Raw genomic sequence first — 21361 nt, 5'->3', positions numbered from 1 at the left:
CAGGCGGCAGGGCAGAAAAGTTCAGAAAAAATGTGACTTTTCTCAGGCCAGCTTCTTGTGACGCACCCGATGGGGTTGGGCAGCGGCCTCACCCAGACGCTTCTTGCGGTCGGCCTCGAACTCGGTGTAGTTGCCTTCGAAGAACACCACCTTGGCCTCGTCCTCATAGGACAGGATGTGGGTGGCGATACGGTCGAGGAACCAGCGGTCGTGGGAAATCACGATGGCCGCGCCGGGGAAGTCCAGCAGTGCCTCTTCCAGCGCACGCAGGGTCTCCACGTCCAGGTCGTTGGAGGGTTCGTCCAGCAGCAGTACGTTGGCGCCCTGCTTCAGGGTCAGCGCCAGATGCAGACGGCCGCGCTCACCGCCGGACAGGTCCTTGACGAACTTCTGCTGGTCGGCGCCCTTGAAGTTGAAGCGGCCGACATACCCCCGGGACGGCACCTCATAGCTGCCCACGGTGATCATGTCGAAGCCGTCGGAGATCTGTTCCCAGACGGTCTTGTTGCCGTCGAGGTTGTCGCGGCTCTGGTCGACGCTGGCGATCTTCACGGTTTCGCCGATGACGATCTCGCCGCTGTCGGGCTGCTCCTTGCCGGTGATCATGCGCAGCAGGGTGGATTTGCCCGCGCCGTTGCCGCCGATCACGCCTACGATCGCGCCCTTGGGAATGCTCAGGCTCAGATCGTCGATCAGCACACGGTCACCATAGCTCTTGGTGACGTTGTGCAGCTCGATGACCTTGTCACCCAGACGGGGCCCGGCGGGGATATAGATTTCGTTGGTTTCGCTGCGCTTCTGGAATTCCTGGGACTGCATCTCTTCGAAACGCTGCAGGCGCGCCTTGGACTTGGCCTGGCGCCCCTTGGCACCCTGACGTACCCACTCCAGCTCGGCCTTCATGGCCTTGGCGTGGGAGGCTTCCTGCTTGGCTTCCTGCTCCAGACGGGCGGCCTTGGATTCCAGCCACTGGGAGTAGTTGCCCTCGAAGGGGATGCCGTGGCCGCGGTCCAGTTCGAGGATCCAGCCCGCCACGTTATCAAGGAAGTAGCGGTCGTGGGTGATGGCGACCACGGTACCCGGGAAGTCGTGCAGGAACTGCTCGAGCCAGGCAACCGAGTCGGCATCCAGATGGTTGGTGGGCTCGTCCAGCAGCAGCATGTCGGGCGCGGACAGCAGCAGGCGGCACAGCGCAACGCGGCGCTTCTCGCCACCGGACAGGTGACCGATCCGCGCGTCCCACGGCGGCAGACGCAGGGCGTCGGCGGCGACTTCCAGCTGGCGGTCGAGGTTGTGGCCATCGGCAGCCTGGAGGATGGCCTCCAGCTTGGCCTGCTCCGCGGCGAGGGCATCGAAGTCGGCATCGGGCTCGGCGTAGGCGGCGTAGACTTCGTCCAGGCGAGCCTGGGCGTCCTTGATCTCGCTGACCGCTTCCTCGACGATCTCGCGCACGGTCTTGTCCGCGTCCAGCTCCGGCTCCTGTGGCAGATAGCCGACCTTGATACCGGGCATGGGCCGGGCCTCGCCGTCGAACTCCTTGTCGACGCCTGCCATGATCCGCAGCAGCGTGGACTTACCGGCACCGTTCAGACCGAGCACCCCGATCTTCGCCCCGGGGAAGAAGGACAGGGAAATGTCCTTGAGAATCTGGCGCTTGGGCGGCACGACCTTGCTCACCCGGTGCATGCTGTAGACGTATTGGGCCATATGGACGCAACCTTGAGTTCACTGAATGGGGAAGGGCACCTGGAACGGTGCTGAATTGGGGTGCAAGGCTAGCTGAAGTGGGGGTTCAGGGCAAATGGGTAGTGGTTGGTGCTTGGCTTCAGCCCTCCCCCCCTCTCCCCAACCCTGATAACTCACCATGAACCCGGCCACCCCACCCCCTGAATCCTTTTCATGTGCCAGTTCATGCCGGTTGAGGTAAAATGCGGCCTCTTTTTTATTTGTACATCTCTGGCAGAGGGCCGTGACATGTTTAGCCGTTCCAACGATATTGCCACTTTCGACGCCGAGCTGTGGGCTGCGATGCAGCAGGAAGCACAGCGTCAGGAAGAGCACATCGAGCTGATCGCATCCGAGAACTACACCAGTCCTGCGGTCATGCAGGCGCAGGGTTCGGTTCTCACCAACAAGTACGCCGAGGGCTACCCGGGCAAGCGCTACTATGGCGGCTGCGAGTTCGTAGATATCGCCGAGCAGCTGGCCATCGACCGTGCCAAGGAGCTGTTCGGTGCCGACTATGCCAACGTCCAGCCCCATGCCGGCTCTCAGGCCAACAGCGCGGTATTCCAGGCGCTGCTGCAGCCGGGCGACACCGTGCTGGGCATGAGCCTGGCCCACGGTGGCCACCTGACCCATGGCGCCTCGGTCAACTTCTCCGGCAAGATGTACAACGCCGTTCAGTACGGTATCGATACCGACACCGGCCTGATCGATTATGACGAGGTGGAGCGTCTGGCGGTCGAGCACAAGCCGAAGATGATCGTTGCCGGTTTCTCCGCCTATTCGCAGATCCTCGACTTTCCGCGCTTCCGCGAGATTGCCGACAAGGTCGGTGCCTACCTGTTCGTTGACATGGCCCACGTGGCCGGTCTGGTTGCCGCCGGCGTCTACCCGAACCCGGTGCCCTACGCTGACGTGGTGACCACCACTACCCACAAGACCCTGCGCGGTCCCCGTGGCGGCCTGATCCTGGCCAGGGCCAACGAGGAGCTGGAGAAGAAGCTGAACTCGGCGGTATTTCCGGGCGGTCAGGGTGGCCCGCTGATGCACGTGATCGCGGCCAAGGCGATCTGCTTCAAGGAAGCCATGAGCGATGACTTCAAGGCCTACCAGCAGCAGGTGGTGAAGAACGCCCAGGCCATGGCCGAGGTGTTCATCGAGCGCGGTTTCGATGTGGTCTCCGGCGGCACGCTGAATCACCTGTTCCTGCTGTCGCTGATCAAGCAGGACATTACCGGCAAGGACGCGGATGCAGCGCTGGGCCGTGCCTTCATTACCGTGAACAAGAACGCCGTGCCGAACGACCCGCGCTCCCCGTTCGTGACCTCCGGTCTGCGCATCGGCACCCCGGCTGTCACCACCCGCGGCTTCAAGGAAGCGGAATGTCGCGAACTGGCGGGCTGGATCTGCGACATCCTCGACAACATGGGCGACGAGTCCGTGGTGGATCGGGTCCGCGATCAGGTCAAGGCCATCTGTGCGCGTTTCCCGGTCTATGTTGACTGAGTCCGCTCTGCGGTAGATCAGACCCCTTGCCGGTTTCCGGCAAGGGGTTTTTTATTGTCATACTGCCAGGCCTGGAACGGGCAAAGGAGGCTTGTATGAAGATGGCGGCGATGTGTATGGCATTGTTGATGCTGGTCCCCGGGGTGGCGGCTGCAGCGGGCAAGCCGACGGTGCATGTGGCGTTCATGGACTTCACCGGTTATGCCGAACGTGACGCAGAATCCGGCGAGGTGGTAGGCAAGGGCGTGCAGCTGGTGCGCAAGCTGTTCAACGAGGCCGGCTACCCGGTTCAGATGAACCTGCTGCCCCCGGCGCGCATCTGGCAGGGGCTGGAGAACGGCACCGTGCATGTGTGGCCGGGGATGCTGAACAAACCGGATCTGGACCAGCATGTACTGGTCAGCGAACGGGACCTGGGGCGCGTGGGTATCAGTCTCTATCATCTGCCGGGTACGCCGGCGCCCCGCTGGCCGGATGACCTGCAGGATTGCAGCGTGATCACCATCACCAACTTCACCTATACCGCCGACATCTGGCAGGTGCTCAACGACCGGTCCCGCAACCTCACGGTGCACCGCAGCAGTTCGCATGAGGGGGCGCTGCAGATGCTCGAGCGCGGGCGTGGAGATTATCTGCTCAATTACCGTACCCAGGTGGATTCCGCCGCGCGGGAGCTGGGCATGGAGCCGCTGCCGGGCGTGCCGGTGGTGGAGATGCCGATGCGCTTCGTGTTTTCCCGCAAATCCGGGTTTGCCGAGCAGCTCAGGGCCGATCTGGATGCGGCATTCGATCGCCTGCAGGCGCAGGGTGTGGAGCTGGATGTGACCCGACAGCAGGCCGAATAGGGAGCAGACGGGCGGGCGCCCGTCTGCGGCTGGGTCAGCTGCGACGCAGTTGCAGCGTGGACAGGGTGCGCTCGCGCACCTGTTTCAGCAGCTCTGCATCTTCGACCAGGGACTGGCCGTAGGAGGGAACCAGTTCCTTCATCCGCTTCTGCCATTCCGGCGAGGACATGCGATCACCGAAGCAGCGCTCCAGTACATCGATCATGGCCTGCACGGCGGTGGAAGCACCCGGCGAGGCGCCCAGCAGGGCGGCCAGAGTGCCATCCTTCGCGGCGACGATCTCGGTACCGAACTCCAGCTTGCCGTGGCCCTTGGCGTCCTTCTTGATGATCTGCACGCGCATGCCGGCGTTCTGCAGGGTCCAGTCCTCCTCCCGGGCATCGGGGAAGAAGTTGCGCAGCGAGGCGACGCGATTGCTGTGCGACTGCAGGGACTCGCTGATCAGATAACGGGTCAGGTCCATATTGTCGCGACCGACCGCCATCATCGGCGCCAGGTTATTCGGCTTGACCGAGGTGAACAGGTCCAGCACCGAGCCCTTCTTCAGGAACTTGGTGGTGAAGCCGGCAAAGGGGCCGAACAGCAGGGCGGGCTGGCCATTGATGATGCGGGTATCCAGGTGCGGGACAGACATCGGCGGCGCGCCGACCGCGGCCTTGCCATAGACCTTGGAGTGGTGCTGCTCGACGATTTCCGGCTTCTTGCACACCAGCCACTGGCCGCTGACGGGGAAGCCGCCGTAGCCCTGGCTTTCCTCGATGCGGGATTTCTGCAGCAGGGGCAGGGCTCCGCCGCCGGCGCCGAGGAATACGAAGCGGGCCTTGAACACCTTGTCTTCGCCGCTCTGCTCATCCCTGACCGTGACGTGCCAGTAGCCATCGCCGTTCTTGCGCAGGGCCTTGACCGAATGGCTGAGCTGCAGCTCGAAATTATCCAGGGTGGTCAGATGGCGGATCATGTTGCGGGTCAGCGAGCCGAAGTCGACGTCAGAACCATATTCGACGCGGGTAGCGGCGATGGGCTGGTCGGTGGCGCGCTGCTGCATGACCAGCGGCATCCATTCGGCGAGCTGCTGCGGGTCCTCGCTGTACTGCATGTCCGCGAACAGGTGGTGGGCGCTGAGCAATTGCTGGCGCTTGCGCAAGAAGGCAACGTCCTTCTCGCCCCAGACGAAACTCTGATGGGCGGTCGGGTTGATGAACTTGCTCGGAGTGGGCAGGATCTGCTGCTCAACGAGGTAGGACCAGAATTGCAGGGTCACCTCGAAGTTGGCGTTGATCGACAACGCACGGCTGATGGTGATGTTGCCATCATCGGATTCGGGAGTGTAATTGAGCTCACAGTAACCGGCGTGCCCAGTGCCGGCATTGTTCCAGCCATCCGTGCTCTCGTGAGCAACGTGATCCAGACGTTCGACCAGGGTAATGGTCATCTTGGGATCGAGCTGTTTGAGCAACATTCCGAGCGTGGCGCTCATGACGCCACCACCGACAAGCAATACGTCTACTTCTTTTGCTGTCATTAACATGTCGCCTCTTGCAAAAAACTGGGCGTATCATACCCGTTTTATTTCGCCGCGTGTCATTGGGTTTGGATCTATTCAAACGGGTGTTTAAAGGGGCCGGGACCAGGGGACGCTCACGCGTCCCAATCGCCCCGAGGTCGGGGCTCCTACAATAAAAGCGCAACCCATCACGGAACCCCGGCTGTGGGAGCGCCGACCGCGGCGCGATTGGCGTGCGAAGCGCGCCCGGCGAGGCCGCTCCTGATCAGTCCTCCAGCCCCAGCTTCTTCAGCCGGTATCTCAGGGAGCGGAAGGTGAGGCCGAGGCGGCGGGCGGCGGCGGTCTTGTTCCAGCGGGTTTCTTCCAGGGCCTGGGTGAGGGCCTTGCGCTCGATGTCGTCGAGGAAATCCTCCAGCGAATCGATCTGCGTCAGGTCGGTTTCGTCCCCCGGCACCGGGGCCGGACTGAGCTGGATGTCATTGACGGTGATCTCGTCGTTGTCGCACAGGGTGAACGCCCGTTCGAGGATATTCTCCAGCTCCCGCACGTTCCCCGGGAAGCGGTAGTTGCTCAGCAGCTCGGTGCAGTCCGGGTGCACCCTGGGCGGTGGCAGGCCTGCGCGCTCGGCCAGGTGCTGGAGAATGTGGTGGATCATCAGCGGAATGTCCTCCCGCCGCTCACGCAGCGGCGGCACCCGCAGTTCGATCACGTTGAGCCGGTAGAACAGGTCCTGGCGAAAGCGGCCCTCGGCCACTTCCAGCGCCAGGTCCTTGTGGGTGGCGCAGAGCAGCCGCACGTTGACCGGCTGCTCCTGCTGGGTGCCGACCGGGCGCACGGCCTTTTCCTGAATCGCCCGCAGCAGCTTCACCTGCATCGCCAGGGGCAGGTCCGCCACCTCGTCGAGGAACAGAGTGCCGCCGCAGGCCGCCTGGAACAGGCCGGGCTTGTCGGCCACGGCGCCGGTAAAGGCCTCCTTGCGGTGGCCGAAGAACTCGCTTTCCATCAGCTCTGACGGAATGGCTCCGCAGTTGACCGGCACGAAGGGGTAGCCGGCCCGCGGTCCCAGTTCGTGAATGCGCCGGGCGACCAGCTCCTTGCCACTGCCGGACTCGCCACTTATATAGAGCGGCGCCTCACTGCGGGCGAGCTTGGCGATCTGCCTGCGCAGCTGGGCGATCGGTGGCGAGATACCGAGGATGGGGTCGTCCCCCTCCGGATTGCCGGGGGCGTCGGGCCGGCGGGTCAGGCGCAGGGCGCTGTTGACCAGCTCGCGCAGGCGCTGCAGTTCGACGGGCTTGGTGACGAAGTCGTAGGCGCCGGATTTCAGCGCGCTGATGGCGGTGTCCAGGCTGCCGTAGGCGGTGATCATCGCCACCGGGGTGTTCGGGCAGTGCTGCTGGATGTGCCTGACCACGGTCAGGCCCTCGCCATCGGGCAGGCGCATATCGGTCAGGCAGAGGTCGAAGTGCTGGCTGGCGAGCAGCTCCAGCGCCTGGGCCACGGTGGTGGCGCTGCGGGTCTGGATATTCATCCGCCCGAGGGTCATGTCCAACAGTTCGAGGATGTCGGGCTCGTCGTCAATGATCAGTGCCAGTGGTCTGTTCACCGGGTGCTCCATGCGGTCTTGCTGAGGAGCACCATCATACCAGCCGTTTCGGGTGGGCGAAGACTATGCGCATGCAACTACCCTGAGGGTCCGCTCTCCTGTACTCCAGTCTGGCCTGATTGCTCTCGCAGAGTTCCCGTGAAATATACAGCCCGAGCCCGGTGCCCGATGCCTCGGTGGTGAAGAACGGCTCGAAGATCTGGCCTACGTGGCGCTCGTCGATGCCCGGGCCGTGGTCGATCACTTCCAGCGTGGGCAGCTCGGTTTCCGCGCTTTCGTAAAGTCTGATGCGAATACTGCGTGGCGTTCCCGGCTCTCCGCTGTAGCGGAAGGCGTTCTGGCACAGGTTGTTGAGCACCTGGTTGAGCTGGTTGGGGTCGATGCGGGTGAGGATGCCTTCCTTCTCGAATTCGCATTCGATGCGATCGGTGGCGGGGTTGGCCAGCGCGAAGTCGCTGACGAACTGGGCGAGCCAGATGGTCAGGTCCACCAGTTGCGGTTCGCTCTGGCGCCGGCGGGACAGTTCCAGCACCGTTTCGATGACCCGGTTCATGCGTCGCGAGTGCTGCTGGATGATGTCGGTCAGGCGCCGATCCTGTTCGTGACACTGCTCCGACTCGCCCAGCAGCTGCGCGGCGTGGGTGATGGCGCTGAGCGGGTTGCGGATCTCATGGGCGATGCTGGCGGTCAGACGCCCCAGCGAAGCCAGCTTGAGCTGCTGGGCTTGCTGCGCCACCACGGTATTGTCGTCCAGAAAGATGAGCGTGGATTCACTGGCTTCGGCCGGCAGACGCTTGAAGCTGGCCATCAGCTCGACGCCGCCGACGTGATTGCGAAACGGCAGCGCCCGGATCGACGGATTGATCTGCCACTGGCGCAGCCGCTGGTCCAGTTCCGGTGCCAGCCGATCCAGCTCCATGCCGCGGATCACCGGTTTGCCGAGCATCTGTGCGGCGGCTTCGTTGGCCAGCCATACTTCGTGACCCTCGCCGACCACCATGATGCCGGTGCGCATGCGCTGGATGATCAGCTGATTGAGCTTTTCCATGCTCGCCAGGCTGGCAGCGTGCTGCTGGGCCAGGTTCTCGGTATGCCGCAGACTGCGGCTCAGGCGCTGAACGAACAGCGCCACGGCAAAGTAGATGCAGCCGAGTACACCGACCTGCAGATAGCTCTGGCTGATGGAGGGGTTGGACAGGCTGAGAAAGAACGTCAGATAGATCAGCGCCAGACTGGCCAGCGCAGCCAGCAGCTGGCCGATGCGTCCGTGCAGCAGGATATTGCCGGCCGCCACCGGAATGATCAGCAGGTTGCCCAGGCCGCTGGCAGCTCCCCCGGCGGCGTAGAACAGCACCGCCAGCAGGAAGATATCCAGCGCTGCCAGCACGAACAGGTGCACGTCCCGCTTGCCCCTGTGCAGCAGCAGCGCGATGACCACGTTGATGATCAGGTAGATCCAGCTGACGCTTTCGTACAGCTCCGGATTGCGCAGGTCGATGAGGCCGTCGCGCAGGGCCGAGCTGGTCAGCAGGGTAAGGAAGAAGCCCAGTACCACCCGGTAGATATTGTAAATACGCAATATTTTCGGGCGTTGGAAGTCAACAGTATCAGTGGCGTTGTTCCACATCGCGGTGCTCGCTGCAGCAGTACCATTTGTCGTCCTGACGCAGCGCAAGGTTTTCCGGCAGGTGCAGCTGGCACTGGGCACAGCGAACCATCCTTGGTGCACGGGGTGGGGGAGCGCTGTTGCGCCTGCTCGTCTGGGCGGCCTGCCAGCGCCGCCACAGCACCCAGGCGGTGTAAACCAGCGCCAACACGATTAGAAGTCTGATCAGGCCCATGAATACGAGGTGTCCTTGGTTTGTAGAGCCGGTAGTGTATCCCACCCCGGCGATGTGCCAAACAGCCATCGCGCTTCGTTGCGACGGCAGGGCGCTTGATCGACAATATGCCATACGAGAAACAGGAGATTGCCGATGACTGCCAGTGTGCGAATTGTATTAGCCCAGCTCAACCTGCAGGTGGGAGATATCCGGGGCAATCTGCAGCGGCTGATCGATGCCGCCAACCACGCGCGGGATGATCAGCAGGCGGATGTGATCCTGTTCCCCGAGCTGGCCCTGTGCGGCTATCCGCCGGAGGACCTGCTGCTGCGCTCGAACATGCAGCAGCGCATCGAGCAGGCGCTGAACGAGCTGGCCGAGCGGGTGCCGGACATTCATGTAGTGGTGGGTTACCCGTGGCAGCAGGACGGGCGCAGCTTCAACCGCGCCGCCGTGCTGGCAGGCGGGCGGATCGTCGTCACCTACGACAAGCAGAAACTGCCCAACTACAAGGTGTTCGACGAGAAGCGCTATTTCGCCGAAGGCAGCGAGCCCTGCGTGGTGGACATCAAGGGAGTGCCGGTAGCGCTGAGCATCTGCGAGGACATCTGGCATCCGGAGCCGATGCGCACGGCACGGGAGGCCGGCGCACGTCTGATGCTGTGCATCAACGCCTCGCCTTTCCATATGGGCAAGCAGATCGAGCGCGAGGATACCCTGCGCGCGCGCTGCGCCGAAGGCGGCATGCCGATACTCTACGTCAACCAGGTCGGTGGCCAGGACGAACTGGTGTTCGACGGCGGCTCGCTGGCCATGGCCGCCAACGGTGACGTTGCCCTGCGTGCGCCCGCGTTTGCTGAAGGCTTGCATGTAGTGGATGCGACCCTGGAAGGCCAGTCGGTGACGCTGCAACAGGGGCATCTGGAGCCGTTGCCGGAGCTGGAGGCGAGCATTTACGAGGCGCTGGTGGTCGGCGTACGCGACTACGTCACCAAGAACGGATTCAAGAGCGTGCTGCTGGGGCTCTCCGGTGGTCTGGATTCATCACTGACCATGGCGGTGGCGGTGGATGCGCTGGGCGCGGACCGGGTCGAGGCGGTGATGATGCCCTATCACTACACCTCGGAAATCAGCATCCATGACGCAGCGGAGCAGGCAACCAATCAGGGGGTCACCTACCGGGTGCTGCCGATCGCGCCCATGGTGCAGGCGTTCATGGATACGCTGGCACCGGTATTCGCGGGCACCGCAGCGGACACCACCGAAGAGAACCTCCAGGCCCGCTGCCGCGCGGTGCTGCTGATGGCGCTGTCGAACAAGAGCGGTGCGCTGGTGCTGACCACCAGCAACAAGAGCGAAGTGGCGGTGGGTTATTCGACCCTGTACGGCGATATGGCCGGCGGCTTCGATGTGCTGAAGGACGTGCCCAAGACCATGGCCTACCGGCTGGCGGAATACCGCAACACCCTCGGCCCGGTCATCCCCCAGCGCGTCATCGACCGCCCGCCGTCAGCGGAACTGGCCCCGGGACAGAAGGACGAGGACTCACTGCCGCCGTATCCGGTGCTGGATGAGATGCTGCGGCTGTATATCGAGCATGACCAGTCCGCCCGGGAAATCATCGACGCCGGCTTTGACGAGGCGCTGGTGACGCGGGTGCTGGGGATGGTGGATCGCAACGAATACAAACGCCGCCAGGCACCGATCGGGCCGAGGGTGACGCAGCGGGGGTTTGGCAGGGACCGGCGGATGCCGATCACGGCGAAGTGGGGGGTGGAGTAGGTAGTCGGAGTCGGAGCCGCGGGCCTGCCCCCTCTCCCCAGCCCTCTCCCGCGAGGGGAGAGGGGGCAGGGCCGTGCGGGTTGAGACTGTTCGGTAATCCTGCTGCCGGAAAACATGCCGGGTATCCCAGGAGTCCGGCAAGTAAGTCACCTCTCTCCCCTTGCGGGAGAGGGCCGGGGGAGATGGGCAAGCCCTCTGCAAAGAGCTGTCAGTCAAACAACCCGAACGTCAACCGGCTCCAGATAGAGCGCTTCGGCTTCTCATCTTCACGCTGAGGTGCGCGCAGGTCGCGGGGCAGGGCGGCTACGGCGTTCTGGTACTGCTGTTCCATTTCCCGCTCCATCTGGGTCTCGCGGTTCATGGAAGGCGGGGTCAGCACCTTGTCCAGCAGGCCGACGGTCATCGACTCGAGCCAGCCCGCATCCCGCTGGGCAGGCTCCACATGGTGCCGGAACTCGCCGTCTGCCAGGCTTGGGTGATCCGGGTAGTTGGTCTGCAGGGTCAGCAGGGCGTTGTCGGCCAGGTCGTCCATGGCCAGCCGGCGATAGGCCTCCACCATCAGCGCCAGGCCGTCGGCCACGGCAGGGGTCTGCTGGAAGTTCTCGACGATGTAGCGACCGCGGTTGGCGGCGGCCACGTAGGCGCCGCGCTTGAGGTAGTAGTGGCCGACGTGGGCGTCGTAATCCGCCAGCAGGTTGCGCAGATACACCATGCGCAGACGGGCATCAGGGGCGTACCGGCTGTTCGGGTAGCGGCTGACCAGCTGGGCAAACTCGTTGAAGGAGTCGCGGGCCGCGCCTGGGTCGCGACGGGTCATGTCCAGCGGCAGGAAGCGTTCGAACAGGCCGCGGTCGCGGGTGAAGGAGGTCATGCCGCGCATGTAGTAGGCGTAGTCCACGTCCGGATGTTGCGGATGCAGGCGGATGAAACGGTCAGCCGAGGATTTGGCGGCCTCCAGGTCCATGCTCTGGTAGTAGGCGTAGATCAGCTCCAGCTGCGCCTGTTCGGCGAAACGGCCGAAGGGATAACGCGATTCCAGGGCCCGGAGGGAGTCGATTGCCATGCTGTAGTTGTTGGCATCCAGGTTGCGCTGGGCGAGGGCGTACAGCTCCGATTCGCTGAGCGACTCATCCAGAACGTTGGCCTTGTTCGACGAGCAGGCTGCCAGCAATACCAGAACGCTTACCAGCAGTAGATGTTTTATCGACATATGTAGACATCCGGAGGGATGGCCGCCCGCTGTTGCCCGGACAGCCGTCCTGTTATAGTTGGATCCTGTTGCCGGACGCGCCATGCGCCCGCCAGAGAAGCCGTATTTAACCACAGCGTCGAGCCGAAACCAAAAGGGATTGCGTGTCATCTCTGCGCCTCGGCGCCTGCCAGTGAGCCATTGATGCCAGAACGAATCCGCCTGTCTGCCCAGGTCACGCCCGAGAGCGGTGGTCAGCGACTTGACCAGGTTGCAGCCCAGTTGTTCCCCAGCCATTCACGTTCCCGCCTGCAGGGCTGGATAAAGGACGGCAGCCTTACCGTTGACGGAAAACAGATCCGCCCGCGGGACATCGTCTACGGCGGCGAGCTTCTGGAGCTGGACGCCGAACGGGAAGCCCAGGGCGACTGGCAGGCGCAGGATATCAAGCTGGATATCGTCTACGAGGACCACGCGCTGCTGGTGATCAACAAGCCCGCCGGGCTGGTGGTACACCCGGCGGCGGGGCATCAGGACGGCACCCTGCTCAATGCACTGCTGCACCATGCGCCCGAGCTGGCCAGCGTGCCCCGGGCCGGCATCGTGCACCGGCTGGACAAGGACACGACCGGACTGATGGTCGTAGCCAAGACCCTGGAAGCGCAGACCGATCTGGTCATCCAGCTGCAGAATCGCACCGTCGGCCGCGAGTATGAATGCGTGGTGGTGGGCGTGATGACCGCCGGCGGCAAGGTCGATGCGCCCATTGCCCGGCACGGCACCAACCGGCAGAAGATGGCGGTGGTGGCCGGGGGCAAGCCGGCGGTCAGTCATTATCGGGTGATCAGCCGTTTCCGCGCCCATACCCATGTGAAGGTGAAGCTGGAAACCGGCCGTACCCACCAGATCCGGGTGCATATGAGCCACATCCACTATCCACTGGTGGGCGATCCGACCTATGGCGGCCGCCTGCGCATTCCGCCGGGGGCATCCCCCGAGCTGCTGGCGATGCTGCGCGAGTTTCCCCGTCAGGCGCTGCATGCGCGGCGTCTGGAACTGGAGCATCCTGATGATAATCGACCGATGCGCTGGGAAGCCCCGCTGCCGCAGGATATGGTCGAGCTGCTGGCGCTGCTGCGCGCCGATGGTGAGCTGGAAGAATGAAGGATTTCTGGTTGACGGCCGACTGGCCTGCGCCTGACCGGGTAAAGACCTGCGTCACCACCCGCCAGGATGGTTGCAGTCAGGGCCGTTTCAAGGGATTCAATCTCGGTACCCATGTGGGTGACCACCCCCATCACGTGATGGCCAACCGGGCCGAGCTGGCGCGGCTGACCGGCTGCCGGCTGGCCTGGCTGGAGCAGACTCACAGCACCGACGTGGTGGAGGCTGCTCCGGGGCTGGTGGAAGAGGCGGATGCCGTCTGGACCAGCGAGACCGGTGTGGCCTGTGCAGTGATGACTGCCGATTGCCTGCCGGTGCTGTTCTGCAACCGGGCCGGCACCCGGGTGGCCGCGGCGCACGCCGGCTGGCGCGGGCTTGCCGGGGGGATTCTCGAAAATACCGTTGCGGCGCTGGGGGTGGAACCCGACGACCTGCTGGTATGGCTCGGTCCGGCCATCGGGCCCGAGGCCTTCGAGGTCGGGCCGGAGGTCAGGGATATCTTCGGCAGTGCGGCTTCGGCCGATTGCTTCAAGCCGTCGCCGCGGCCGGGACATTACCTGGCGGACATCTACCAGCTAGCCCGGCTGCGACTGGCGGCCATGGGCGTGGAGGCGGTGTACGGCGGCGGCCTGTGCACGGTCAACGACTCGGTGCGCTTCTACTCCTACCGTCGCGACGGCCAGACCGGACGCTTTGCTTCGCTGATCTGGCTTGATCAGGCGACAGAAAATTGACGCAGATCAGTATCTGACCCCTTGAAAGCGCGGAAATAAACCTCATCTATCCTTCATCTGAATGAATCTTGAAGGATGAAATCCCATGCGTATCGATCGCCTCACAAGCGCTCTGCAAGTGGCCCTGTCAGATGCCCAGTCAATGGCTGTGGGACGGGATCACAACCAGATCGACCCCTTGCACCTGATGCTGGCTCTGATCGAGCAGCAACAGGGCTCGGTCCGGCCGCTGCTCATGCAGGTCGGCTTTGACACCAACACCCTGCGCCAGCAGCTGAGTACCGCACTGGACCAGCTGCCTACCATCAGCAACCCCACCGGGGATGTGAACCTGTCCCAGGATCTTGCGCGCCTGCTCAACAAGGCGGATGCGCTGGCGCAGAAGCGCGGCGACCAGTTCATTTCCAGTGAACTGGTGCTGCTGGCGGCGATGGACGACAGCACCCGGCTGGGCAAGATCCTGCTGGGGCAGGGCGTCTCCCGCCAGGCCCTGGAAACCGCTATCGACAACCTGCGTGGAGGAGAGGCCGTGATGGATGCCAATGCCGAGGAGTCCCGCCAGGCGCTGGACAAGTACACCGTAGACCTGACCAGAAAGGCCGAAGAGGGCAAGCTCGACCCGGTGATCGGTCGCGACGACGAGATCCGTCGCACGGTGCAGGTACTGCAGCGTCGCACCAAGAACAACCCGGTGCTGATCGGTGAGCCCGGCGTGGGCAAGACCGCCATTGTCGAGGGGCTGGCCCAGCGCATCATCAATGGCGAGGTGCCCGATGGCCTCAAGGGCAAGCGTCTGCTGTCGCTGGACATGGGCTCGCTGATCGCCGGTGCCAAGTTCCGCGGCGAGTTCGAGGAGCGCCTGAAGGCGGTGCTCAATGAGCTCGGGAAGCAGGAAGGCCAGGTCATTCTGTTCATCGACGAGCTGCACACCATGGTCGGCGCGGGGAAGGCCGAGGGCTCGATGGACGCCGGAAACATGCTCAAGCCGGCACTGGCCCGTGGCGAACTGCATTGCGTGGGTGCCACTACCCTGGATGAATACCGTCAGTACATCGAGAAGGACGCCGCGCTGGAGCGCCGCTTCCAGAAGGTTCAGGTGGACGAGCCCAGCGAGGAGGACACCATCGCCATTCTCCGTGGGCTGAAGGAGCGCTATGAAGTGCACCACAAGGTGGCGATCACCGACGGCGCCATCATCGCTGCGGCCAAGTTGTCGCACCGTTACATCACCGACCGTCAGCTGCCGGACAAGGCCATTGACCTGATTGACGAGGCCGCCAGCCGTATCCGTATGGAGATCGACTCCAAGCCGGAGGAGCTGGACCGCCTGGATCGCCGGCTGATCCAGCTCAAGGTGGAGCAGGAGGCCCTGAAGAAGGAAGAGGACGAGGCGGCGCTCAAGCGGCTGGAAAAGCTCAAGGAAGACATTGCCCGGATCGAGAAGGAATATTCCGATCTGGAGGAGATCTGGAAGGCCGAGAAGGCCGAAGTGCAGGGCACCGGGCAGCTGCAGGAGAAGATCGAACAGGCCAAGGCGGAGCTGGAATCGGCGCGGCGCAAGGGTGACCTGGCGCGCATGGCTGAACTGCAGTACGGGATCATTCCGGATCTGGAGCGCAGTCTGCAGATGGTCGACCAGCACAAGAAGGTCGAGAATCAGCTGCTGCGGACCCGGGTGACCGATGAGGAGATCGCCGAGGTCGTATCCAAGTGGACCGGCATTCCGGTAGCCAAGATGCTTGAGGGCGAGCGGGACAAGCTGCTGCGCATGGAAGAGGCGCTGCACAAGCGGGTGATCGGCCAGCATGAAGCGGTGGTGGCGGTATCCAACGCCGTGCGCCGCTCCCGTGCCGGACTGGCGGACCCGAACCGGCCCAGCGGCTCGTTCATGTTCCTCGGGCCGACCGGGGTGGGCAAGACCGAGCTGTGCAAGGCGCTGGCGGAGTTTCTGTTCGACACCGAGGATGCGATGGTGCGCATCGACATGTCCGAGTTCATGGAGAAGCACTCCGTGGCGCGGCTGATCGGGGCGCCGCCCGGCTATGTCGGCTATGAAGAGGGCGGTTACCTGACCGAGGCGGTGCGCCGCAAGCCGTACTCGGTGATTCTGATGGACGAGGTGGAGAAGGCGCACCCGGACGTGTTCAACATCCTGTTGCAGGTGCTGGAGGACGGTCGCCTGACCGACAGCCAGGGCCGTACGGTGGACTTCCGCAACACGGTGATCGTGATGACCTCGAACCTGGGCTCGGCACAGATCCAGGAGCTGGTGGGAGATCCGGAGGCCCAGCGCGCCGCGGTGATGGACGCCCTGAGCCAGCACTTCCGCCCCGAGTTCATCAACCGGGTGGACGAAGTGGTGGTGTTCGAGCCGCTGGGCAAGGATCAGATTGCCGGCATCGCCGATATCCAGATGCAGCGCCTGCGCCAGCGCCTGGCCGAACGGGACCTGGACCTGCAGCTGAGCGACGAGGCCGTCGACAAGCTCATCGCCGTAGGTTACGACCCGGTATACGGCGCCCGGCCGCTCAAGCGCGCCATCCAGCGCTGGATAGAAAACCCGCTGGCCCAGCGGATACTGGCCGGCGACTTCGCGCCCGGCGCAGTCATCCAGGCGAAGGTGGAAGGGGAGGAGCTGAGCTTCAGCGCCCTCTGATCGACACTCCCAACCCTCGCAAGTGCCATGGAAGGCCGAGTTCCACCTCGGCCAGCGGCGGTCAAGGCAAGCCCGCTGATGTCGAGATGGAACTCGACACTCCCACCCCTCGCAGATGCCATGGAGGGCCGAGTTCCACCTCGGCCAGCGGAGGTCGGACGAGCCCGCCGGTGTCGAGATGGAACTCGACACTCCCACCCCTCGCAGGTGCCATGGAGGGCCGAGTTCCACCTCGGCCACCCGGGTTTGGGATGAGCGTCCCAGTTCTGCGCCGGGTACGGTCTCTTTCTGTGATGCAGTCCCTGTCATAACCCGGCGCCGTTGCTAGGATTCGCGGCACTGAACGGTACGGATATCTCTCCCATGAATCCTCATTCCGGCGACTTTCGTGGCTGGTACACCTCCGGCAAGCTCCCCCACTTCGATGCCCCCGGCACCATCCAGTTCATCACCTTCAGGCTGGCTGACAGTCTGCCTTCCCACATCCTGCGGGAGATGAGGAAGGAGGTCGACCGGTTGCCCGAGGGCCTGCGGTCTGACGCTCTGCGTGTGCAGATGGAGAAGTATCTTGATCAGGGATACGGCAGTTGCGTGCTGTTCCATCCCGAAATGGCCGCTACACTGCAGAGCGCGTTCCAGCACCACGCGGGCCGGCGTTACGAACTGCTGAGCTGGGTCATCATGCCCAACCACGTTCACATTCTGATCAGGCCGAGCTGGTCACTGCCGCGCATCGTCCAGGGCTGGAAAAGCTGGTCGGCGCGCTGGGCGCTGCTGAATGCAGCACGGCTGGAGCTGGCGCTGCCGGTGGGCGGGTTCTGGATGCGTGGCTACTGGGACAGATACATCCGTAACGAGGACCATCTGGCATCCGCGCTGGACTACATACACCAGAACCCGGTCAAGGCGGGCCTGTGCGCCTCAGCCGGGCAGTGGCCATGGTCGAGTGCCTGTCGCGAGAACGCAGTAACCTGAGCAGCTCGACTCAGGGACACGATTTCAGCCACCTGAGAACACCCTCTCCAGCCACCCGTCCGCTGGCAAAACAGGCGGTCAGCAGGTAGCCGCCGGTCGGCGCTTCCCAGTTGAGCATTTCCCCCGCGCAGAACACGCCGGGCAGGCTCCGCAGCATGAGATTGTCATCCAGCGCCTGCCGGTCGATGCCGCCGGCGCTGCTGATGGCCTCATCCAGCGGGCGGGTGCCTTCCAGCGGCACCCTCAGTTGCTTGATGCCGCCGGTAAGCCGGGCCGGGTCGAGCATCTGTGCCTTGTCCAGACGCTCATGCAGCAGGGCGACCTTCAGCGGATCGAGACCGGCGCGCTTGCGCAGGATGCTGGACAGCGACTGGCCCTTGCGGGGCTGAGCCAGCAGCATGGCCAGCTGCTCCTGGCTGCGATCCGGCGCCAGATCCAGTTGCAGCTGCGCCTGACCGTCACGGGCAATCAGCTCCCGCAGCGGCGCTGCGAGGGCGTAGATCAGGCTGCCTTCCAGGCCGTCCTCGCTGAGGATGGCTTCGCCGCGTCGCTGCAGGCACTCGCCCCGGGTGGTCGTCACCGTGGCAGTGACCGGTTTGAGCGGCGCGCCGGCGAAGCGCTGGCGCAGATGCTCGCTCCAGGACACGAGGAAGCCACAGTTGGCCGGCAACAGTTCGCTGACCGTAACGCCCTGTCGGCGCAGGATATCCACCCAGCTGCCGTCCGAACCCAGGCGCGACCAGCTGCCACCGCCCAGCGCCAGCACCGTGGCGGCCGCCTGCAGGTGGAGCGTACCCGTGGGGCTGGCGAGCTCGAGCCGGCCCCGGTCATCCCAGCCCAGCCAGCGATGCCGCGTGTGCAGTTCGACGCCGGCGTCGCGCAACCGTCTGAGCCAGGCGCGCAGCAGCGGGGCAGCCTTCATGTCGGTGGGAAATACCCGACCGGAAGTGCCGACAAAGGTGTCGATGCCCAGCTCATGGATCCATTCGCGCAGGGCCGGGCCGTCCATCCGCTGCAGCCATTGCCCGACCCAGGGCGCCGCCTCCCGGTAGCGCCCGAGAAAGGCCTCGGCGCCTTCCGAATGGGTGATGTTCATGCCGCCGACCCCGGCCAGCAGGAACTTGCGGCCGACCGATGGCATGGCATCGAACAGTGCGACGCGCCGCCCGGCCAGTGCCAGGGTCTCGGCGGCCATCAGGCCGGCGGGGCCGCCGCCTACAACGGCAATCAGGGGCTTCTGGGGGGAGGGTGGGGTCGGCATGCAGGGGGCTCCGGGCAGCGTGGCGCGCGCAGTGTACCGCAAACGCCGGTTAACAAGTCGACACTACAAGAAATGCCCCGGTGGGTTTAGAATCCAGCTCCTTTTGGCCGCGACACTCTGTCGCGTTACCGACGTTGTATGCTCCAATCCTGTGGTTGGAGACTTGTCGAGGAGTCGCTATGAGCGAAAAGCTGGATAATCTGGTCAGCCTGCTGGCGCTGGAGAAGATCGAGGAAAACCTGTTCCGCGGGTGCAGCGAGGATCTGGGTTTCCGCCAGCTGTTCGGTGGCCAGGTGCTGGGCCAGGCGTTATCCGCCGCCAGCCAGACCGTCGCACCCGAGCGCCGCGTGCATTCCGTGCATGGTTACTTCCTGCGCCCGGGGGACGCGCAGCTGCCGATCATCTATCAGGTTGAGTCCCCCCGCGACGGCGGCAGTTTCACCACCCGCACGGTCAGCGCCATCCAGAAGGGCCGGGCGATCTTCACGCTGATGGCGTCCTTCCATGGCGACGAGCCGGGCGCCTCGCACCAGAGCGATATGCCGCAGGTTCCCGGCCCCGAGGGGCTCAAGAGCGAGCTGGAGGTGGCGCTGGAGAATCAGCACATGCTGCCCGAGGCAGTGCGCGACAGCGTGCTGTGCCCCAAGCCCATCGAGATCCGCCGGGTCAATGGCTACAACCCGTTCCACCCGCGCGCCGCCGAGCCGAAGCAGTACATCTGGTTCCGCGCCGATGGTGCGCTGCCGGATGACGATCATCTGCACCGGTACCTGTTCGCCTACGCCTCCGACTTCAACCTGCTGAGTACCGCGGCGCTGCCCCATGCCATTTCCACCTGGTCGCCGCGCTGGCAGGTGGCGAGCATCGACCATGCGGTCTGGTTCCATCGTCCGCTGCGCATGGATGACTGGCTGCTGTATGCGATGGACAGCCCATCTGCCAGCGGCGCCCGGGGCTTCTCCCGCGGGCTGGTATACAACCGCGCTGGCGAGCTGGTGGCCTCGGTGGCGCAGGAGTCACTGATGCGGGAACGCAGGGACGGTATCTGACATGCAGATGCAGGGGTGGATCTTCGATCTGGACGGAACCCTGACCGTCGCCCAGCATGATTTTCCGGCCATCCGTCGGGAGCTGGGTGTGCCTCTGGACGAGGATATTCTGGAATACCTCGGCCGGCTGCCGATTGCCGAGCGGGAGCGCCTGAATCGCCAGCTGGATGATATCGAGCTGCGCCTGGCCCGTGAGGTCGAGCCGGCGCCGGGGGCGGCGGAGCTGATCCGCGAGCTGCATCGGCGCAACGTGCGGCTGGGCATCCTCACGCGCAATCTGCACTCGGTGGCCATGGCCTCGCTGGAGCGGATCGGGGTGCTCGACTGCTTCGATCCGCAAGCCATTCTCGGCCGCAACGACGCGCCACCCAAACCGGCCCCGGACGGCATCCATCAATTGCTGAACGAGTGGAAGGTCGCCCCGTCGGAGGCGGTGATGGTCGGTGATTTCCGCTTCGATCTGGAGGCGGGCAGGGCCGCGGGCTGTCATACCTGTCTGGTACTGGAGGACAACCCCTGGCCGGCGCTGACGGATGTTCATGTGCCGGACTGCCACGCACTGCTGGCGAGGCTGCCCGGCTGAGGGGTGCCTTACATGATCAGCCGCATGGACAGGTCCACTGCCTTGATGTCTTTGGTCAGGCTGCCGATCGAGATGTAATCCACGCCGGTTTCGGCAACGCTTCGCAGGGTCGCTTCGGTGATGCCGCCGGAGGCTTCAAGCTTCGCCCGGCCGGCGGCGATCTCGACGGCGGTGCGCATGTCCGCATGGCTGAGCTCGTCGAGCATGATGATGTCGGCGCCTGCTTCCAGGGCCTGACGCAGCTCCTGCAGGTTCTCCACTTCCACCTCCACCGGTTTGCCCGGCGCCAGGGCGCGAGCCTGATCCACTGCGGCCTGGATGCCGCCGCAGGCGGCGATGTGGTTTTCCTTGATCAGGAAGGCGTCGAACAGGCCGATGCGGTGATTGTGACAACCGCCGCAGGTGACGGCATACTTCTGGGCCAGCCGCAGGCCGGGCAGGGTCTTGCGGGTATCCAGCAGTTTTACCGAGGTACCTTCGACCAGATCGGCAAAGTGTCGGCTGCGGGTCGCGGTGGCAGACAGCGTCTGGATGAAGTTCAATGCACAGCGCTCGCCGCTGAGCAGCCCCCGCGCCGGGCCGGCAAGTTCGCAGAAGGGCTGGTCGGGCTGCAGCGGGTCGCCATCGGCGGCCAGCCAGGTTACCTTGATCGCCGGGTCGACCTGACGGAACACTTCATCCGCCCAGGCGGTGCCGCACAGCACGGCCGGCTCGCGGGAGATGATGGTGGCCCGGGCCTGGCGGTCGGCGGGGATCAGCGCCGCGGTGATGTCGCCACTGCCGATATCCTCTGCCAGCGCCCTGCGCACCTCCTGTTCGATGGAGGACTGAAGATGTTCGAGGGTGATATTCGGCATGGGGTGGCTCCGTTACGGTCATTGGCAGGGCGCCAGTATACTCGAAGCACCGCGCGCCACGAGGGTGGCGATGCGCCCACCCATTCAGGCGAAGTGTGAGCC

Annotated in this window: 17 protein-coding genes; 9 read left to right on the top strand and 8 right to left on the bottom strand. The window is 64.3% G+C overall.

The window, feature by feature from the left end; genetic code table 11:
• Nucleotides 1-42: 42 nt before the first annotated feature.
• Nucleotides 43-1707, bottom strand: a complete 1665-nt coding sequence (gene ettA, locus IEW63_RS08150) for an energy-dependent translational throttle protein EttA (protein ID WP_188636132.1) — start codon at nt 1705-1707, stop codon at nt 43-45.
• A gap of 267 nt (nt 1708-1974) precedes the next feature.
• On the opposite strand from ettA, the gene glyA reads away from it, so the two are divergent.
• Together glyA and IEW63_RS08140 are read left to right on the top strand one after the other, a co-directional pair.
• Nucleotides 1975-3231, top strand: coding sequence for a serine hydroxymethyltransferase (gene glyA, locus IEW63_RS08145; RefSeq protein WP_188636131.1), 1257 nt, complete (start codon nt 1975-1977; stop codon nt 3229-3231).
• A 95-nt stretch (nt 3232-3326) separates the two neighbouring features.
• Nucleotides 3327-4076: a substrate-binding periplasmic protein gene (locus IEW63_RS08140; protein ID WP_188636130.1), complete on the top strand. Its 750-nt coding sequence runs from the start codon at nt 3327-3329 to the stop codon at nt 4074-4076.
• Between the two features lie 34 nt (nt 4077-4110).
• On the opposite strand, the gene mqo is transcribed toward IEW63_RS08140, so the two are convergent.
• From mqo to IEW63_RS08120, 4 genes are all read right to left on the bottom strand, one after another.
• A complete protein-coding gene (gene mqo / locus IEW63_RS08135) occupies nt 4111-5598 on the bottom strand; it encodes a malate dehydrogenase (quinone) (protein WP_188636360.1) in 1488 nt (495 codons plus the stop codon).
• Nucleotides 5599-5845: 247 nt separating this feature from the next.
• Nucleotides 5846-7186: a sigma-54-dependent transcriptional regulator gene (locus IEW63_RS08130; protein WP_188636129.1), complete on the bottom strand. Its 1341-nt coding sequence runs from the start codon at nt 7184-7186 to the stop codon at nt 5846-5848.
• A gap of 34 nt (nt 7187-7220) precedes the next feature.
• A complete protein-coding gene (locus IEW63_RS08125) occupies nt 7221-8813 on the bottom strand; it encodes a sensor histidine kinase (RefSeq protein WP_188636128.1) in 1593 nt (530 codons plus the stop codon).
• Nucleotides 8794-9027, bottom strand: coding sequence for a PP0621 family protein (locus IEW63_RS08120; protein ID WP_188636127.1), 234 nt, complete (start codon nt 9025-9027; stop codon nt 8794-8796). Before IEW63_RS08120 ends, IEW63_RS08125 begins: the two co-directional genes overlap by 20 nt.
• Before the next feature lie 135 nt (nt 9028-9162).
• Between IEW63_RS08120 and IEW63_RS08115 the strand changes: the two genes are divergently transcribed.
• Nucleotides 9163-10791 (top strand): NAD+ synthase, encoded by a 1629-nt coding sequence (locus IEW63_RS08115; protein WP_188636126.1) that lies wholly within the window; start codon nt 9163-9165, stop codon nt 10789-10791.
• Nucleotides 10792-10999: 208 nt separating this feature from the next.
• Here the strand turns inward: IEW63_RS08115 and IEW63_RS08110 are convergent, their stop codons facing one another.
• Nucleotides 11000-12001, bottom strand: coding sequence for an outer membrane protein assembly factor BamD (locus IEW63_RS08110; RefSeq protein ID WP_188636125.1), 1002 nt, complete (start codon nt 11999-12001; stop codon nt 11000-11002).
• A gap of 183 nt (nt 12002-12184) precedes the next feature.
• On the opposite strand from IEW63_RS08110, the gene rluD reads away from it, so the two are divergent.
• The 4 genes from rluD to IEW63_RS08090 all read left to right on the top strand — a co-directional run bounded on the left by rluD (nt 12185) and on the right by IEW63_RS08090 (nt 17509).
• Nucleotides 12185-13144, top strand: a complete 960-nt coding sequence (rluD, locus tag IEW63_RS08105; RefSeq protein ID WP_188636124.1) for a 23S rRNA pseudouridine(1911/1915/1917) synthase RluD — start codon at nt 12185-12187, stop codon at nt 13142-13144.
• Nucleotides 13141-13878, top strand: a complete 738-nt coding sequence (gene pgeF / locus IEW63_RS08100; protein ID WP_188636123.1) for a peptidoglycan editing factor PgeF — start codon at nt 13141-13143, stop codon at nt 13876-13878. Before rluD ends, pgeF begins: the two co-directional genes overlap by 4 nt.
• Before the next feature lie 85 nt (nt 13879-13963).
• Nucleotides 13964-16534 carry an ATP-dependent chaperone ClpB gene (gene clpB, locus IEW63_RS08095; RefSeq protein ID WP_188636122.1) on the top strand — a complete coding sequence of 857 codons (2571 nt, stop codon included), beginning with the start codon at nt 13964-13966 and terminating at the stop codon, nt 16532-16534.
• A gap of 363 nt (nt 16535-16897) precedes the next feature.
• Nucleotides 16898-17509 carry an REP-associated tyrosine transposase gene (locus IEW63_RS08090; protein WP_188636121.1) on the top strand — a complete coding sequence of 204 codons (612 nt, stop codon included), beginning with the start codon at nt 16898-16900 and terminating at the stop codon, nt 17507-17509.
• Nucleotides 17510-17519: 10 nt separating this feature from the next.
• On the opposite strand, the gene IEW63_RS08085 is transcribed toward IEW63_RS08090, so the two are convergent.
• Nucleotides 17520-18770: a TIGR03862 family flavoprotein gene (locus IEW63_RS08085; RefSeq protein WP_188636120.1), complete on the bottom strand. Its 1251-nt coding sequence runs from the start codon at nt 18768-18770 to the stop codon at nt 17520-17522.
• Nucleotides 18771-18949: 179 nt separating this feature from the next.
• Between IEW63_RS08085 and tesB the strand changes: the two genes are divergently transcribed.
• Nucleotides 18950-19819: an acyl-CoA thioesterase II gene (tesB, locus tag IEW63_RS08080; protein ID WP_188636119.1), complete on the top strand. Its 870-nt coding sequence runs from the start codon at nt 18950-18952 to the stop codon at nt 19817-19819.
• Between the two features lies 1 nt (nt 19820).
• Entirely contained in the window at nt 19821-20402 is a 582-nt protein-coding gene (locus IEW63_RS08075; RefSeq protein ID WP_188636118.1) for an HAD family hydrolase, read from the top strand.
• A gap of 8 nt (nt 20403-20410) precedes the next feature.
• On the opposite strand, the gene nadC is transcribed toward IEW63_RS08075, so the two are convergent.
• Nucleotides 20411-21259, bottom strand: a complete 849-nt coding sequence (gene nadC, locus IEW63_RS08070; protein WP_188636117.1) for a carboxylating nicotinate-nucleotide diphosphorylase — start codon at nt 21257-21259, stop codon at nt 20411-20413.
• Nucleotides 21260-21361 lie beyond the last annotated feature (102 nt).

Source organism: Halopseudomonas pertucinogena, assembly GCF_014646575.1.
Taxonomy (GTDB): Bacteria; Pseudomonadota; Gammaproteobacteria; order Pseudomonadales; family Pseudomonadaceae; genus Halopseudomonas; species Halopseudomonas pertucinogena.
This window is presented reverse-complemented; position numbering and strand designations above follow the sequence as displayed.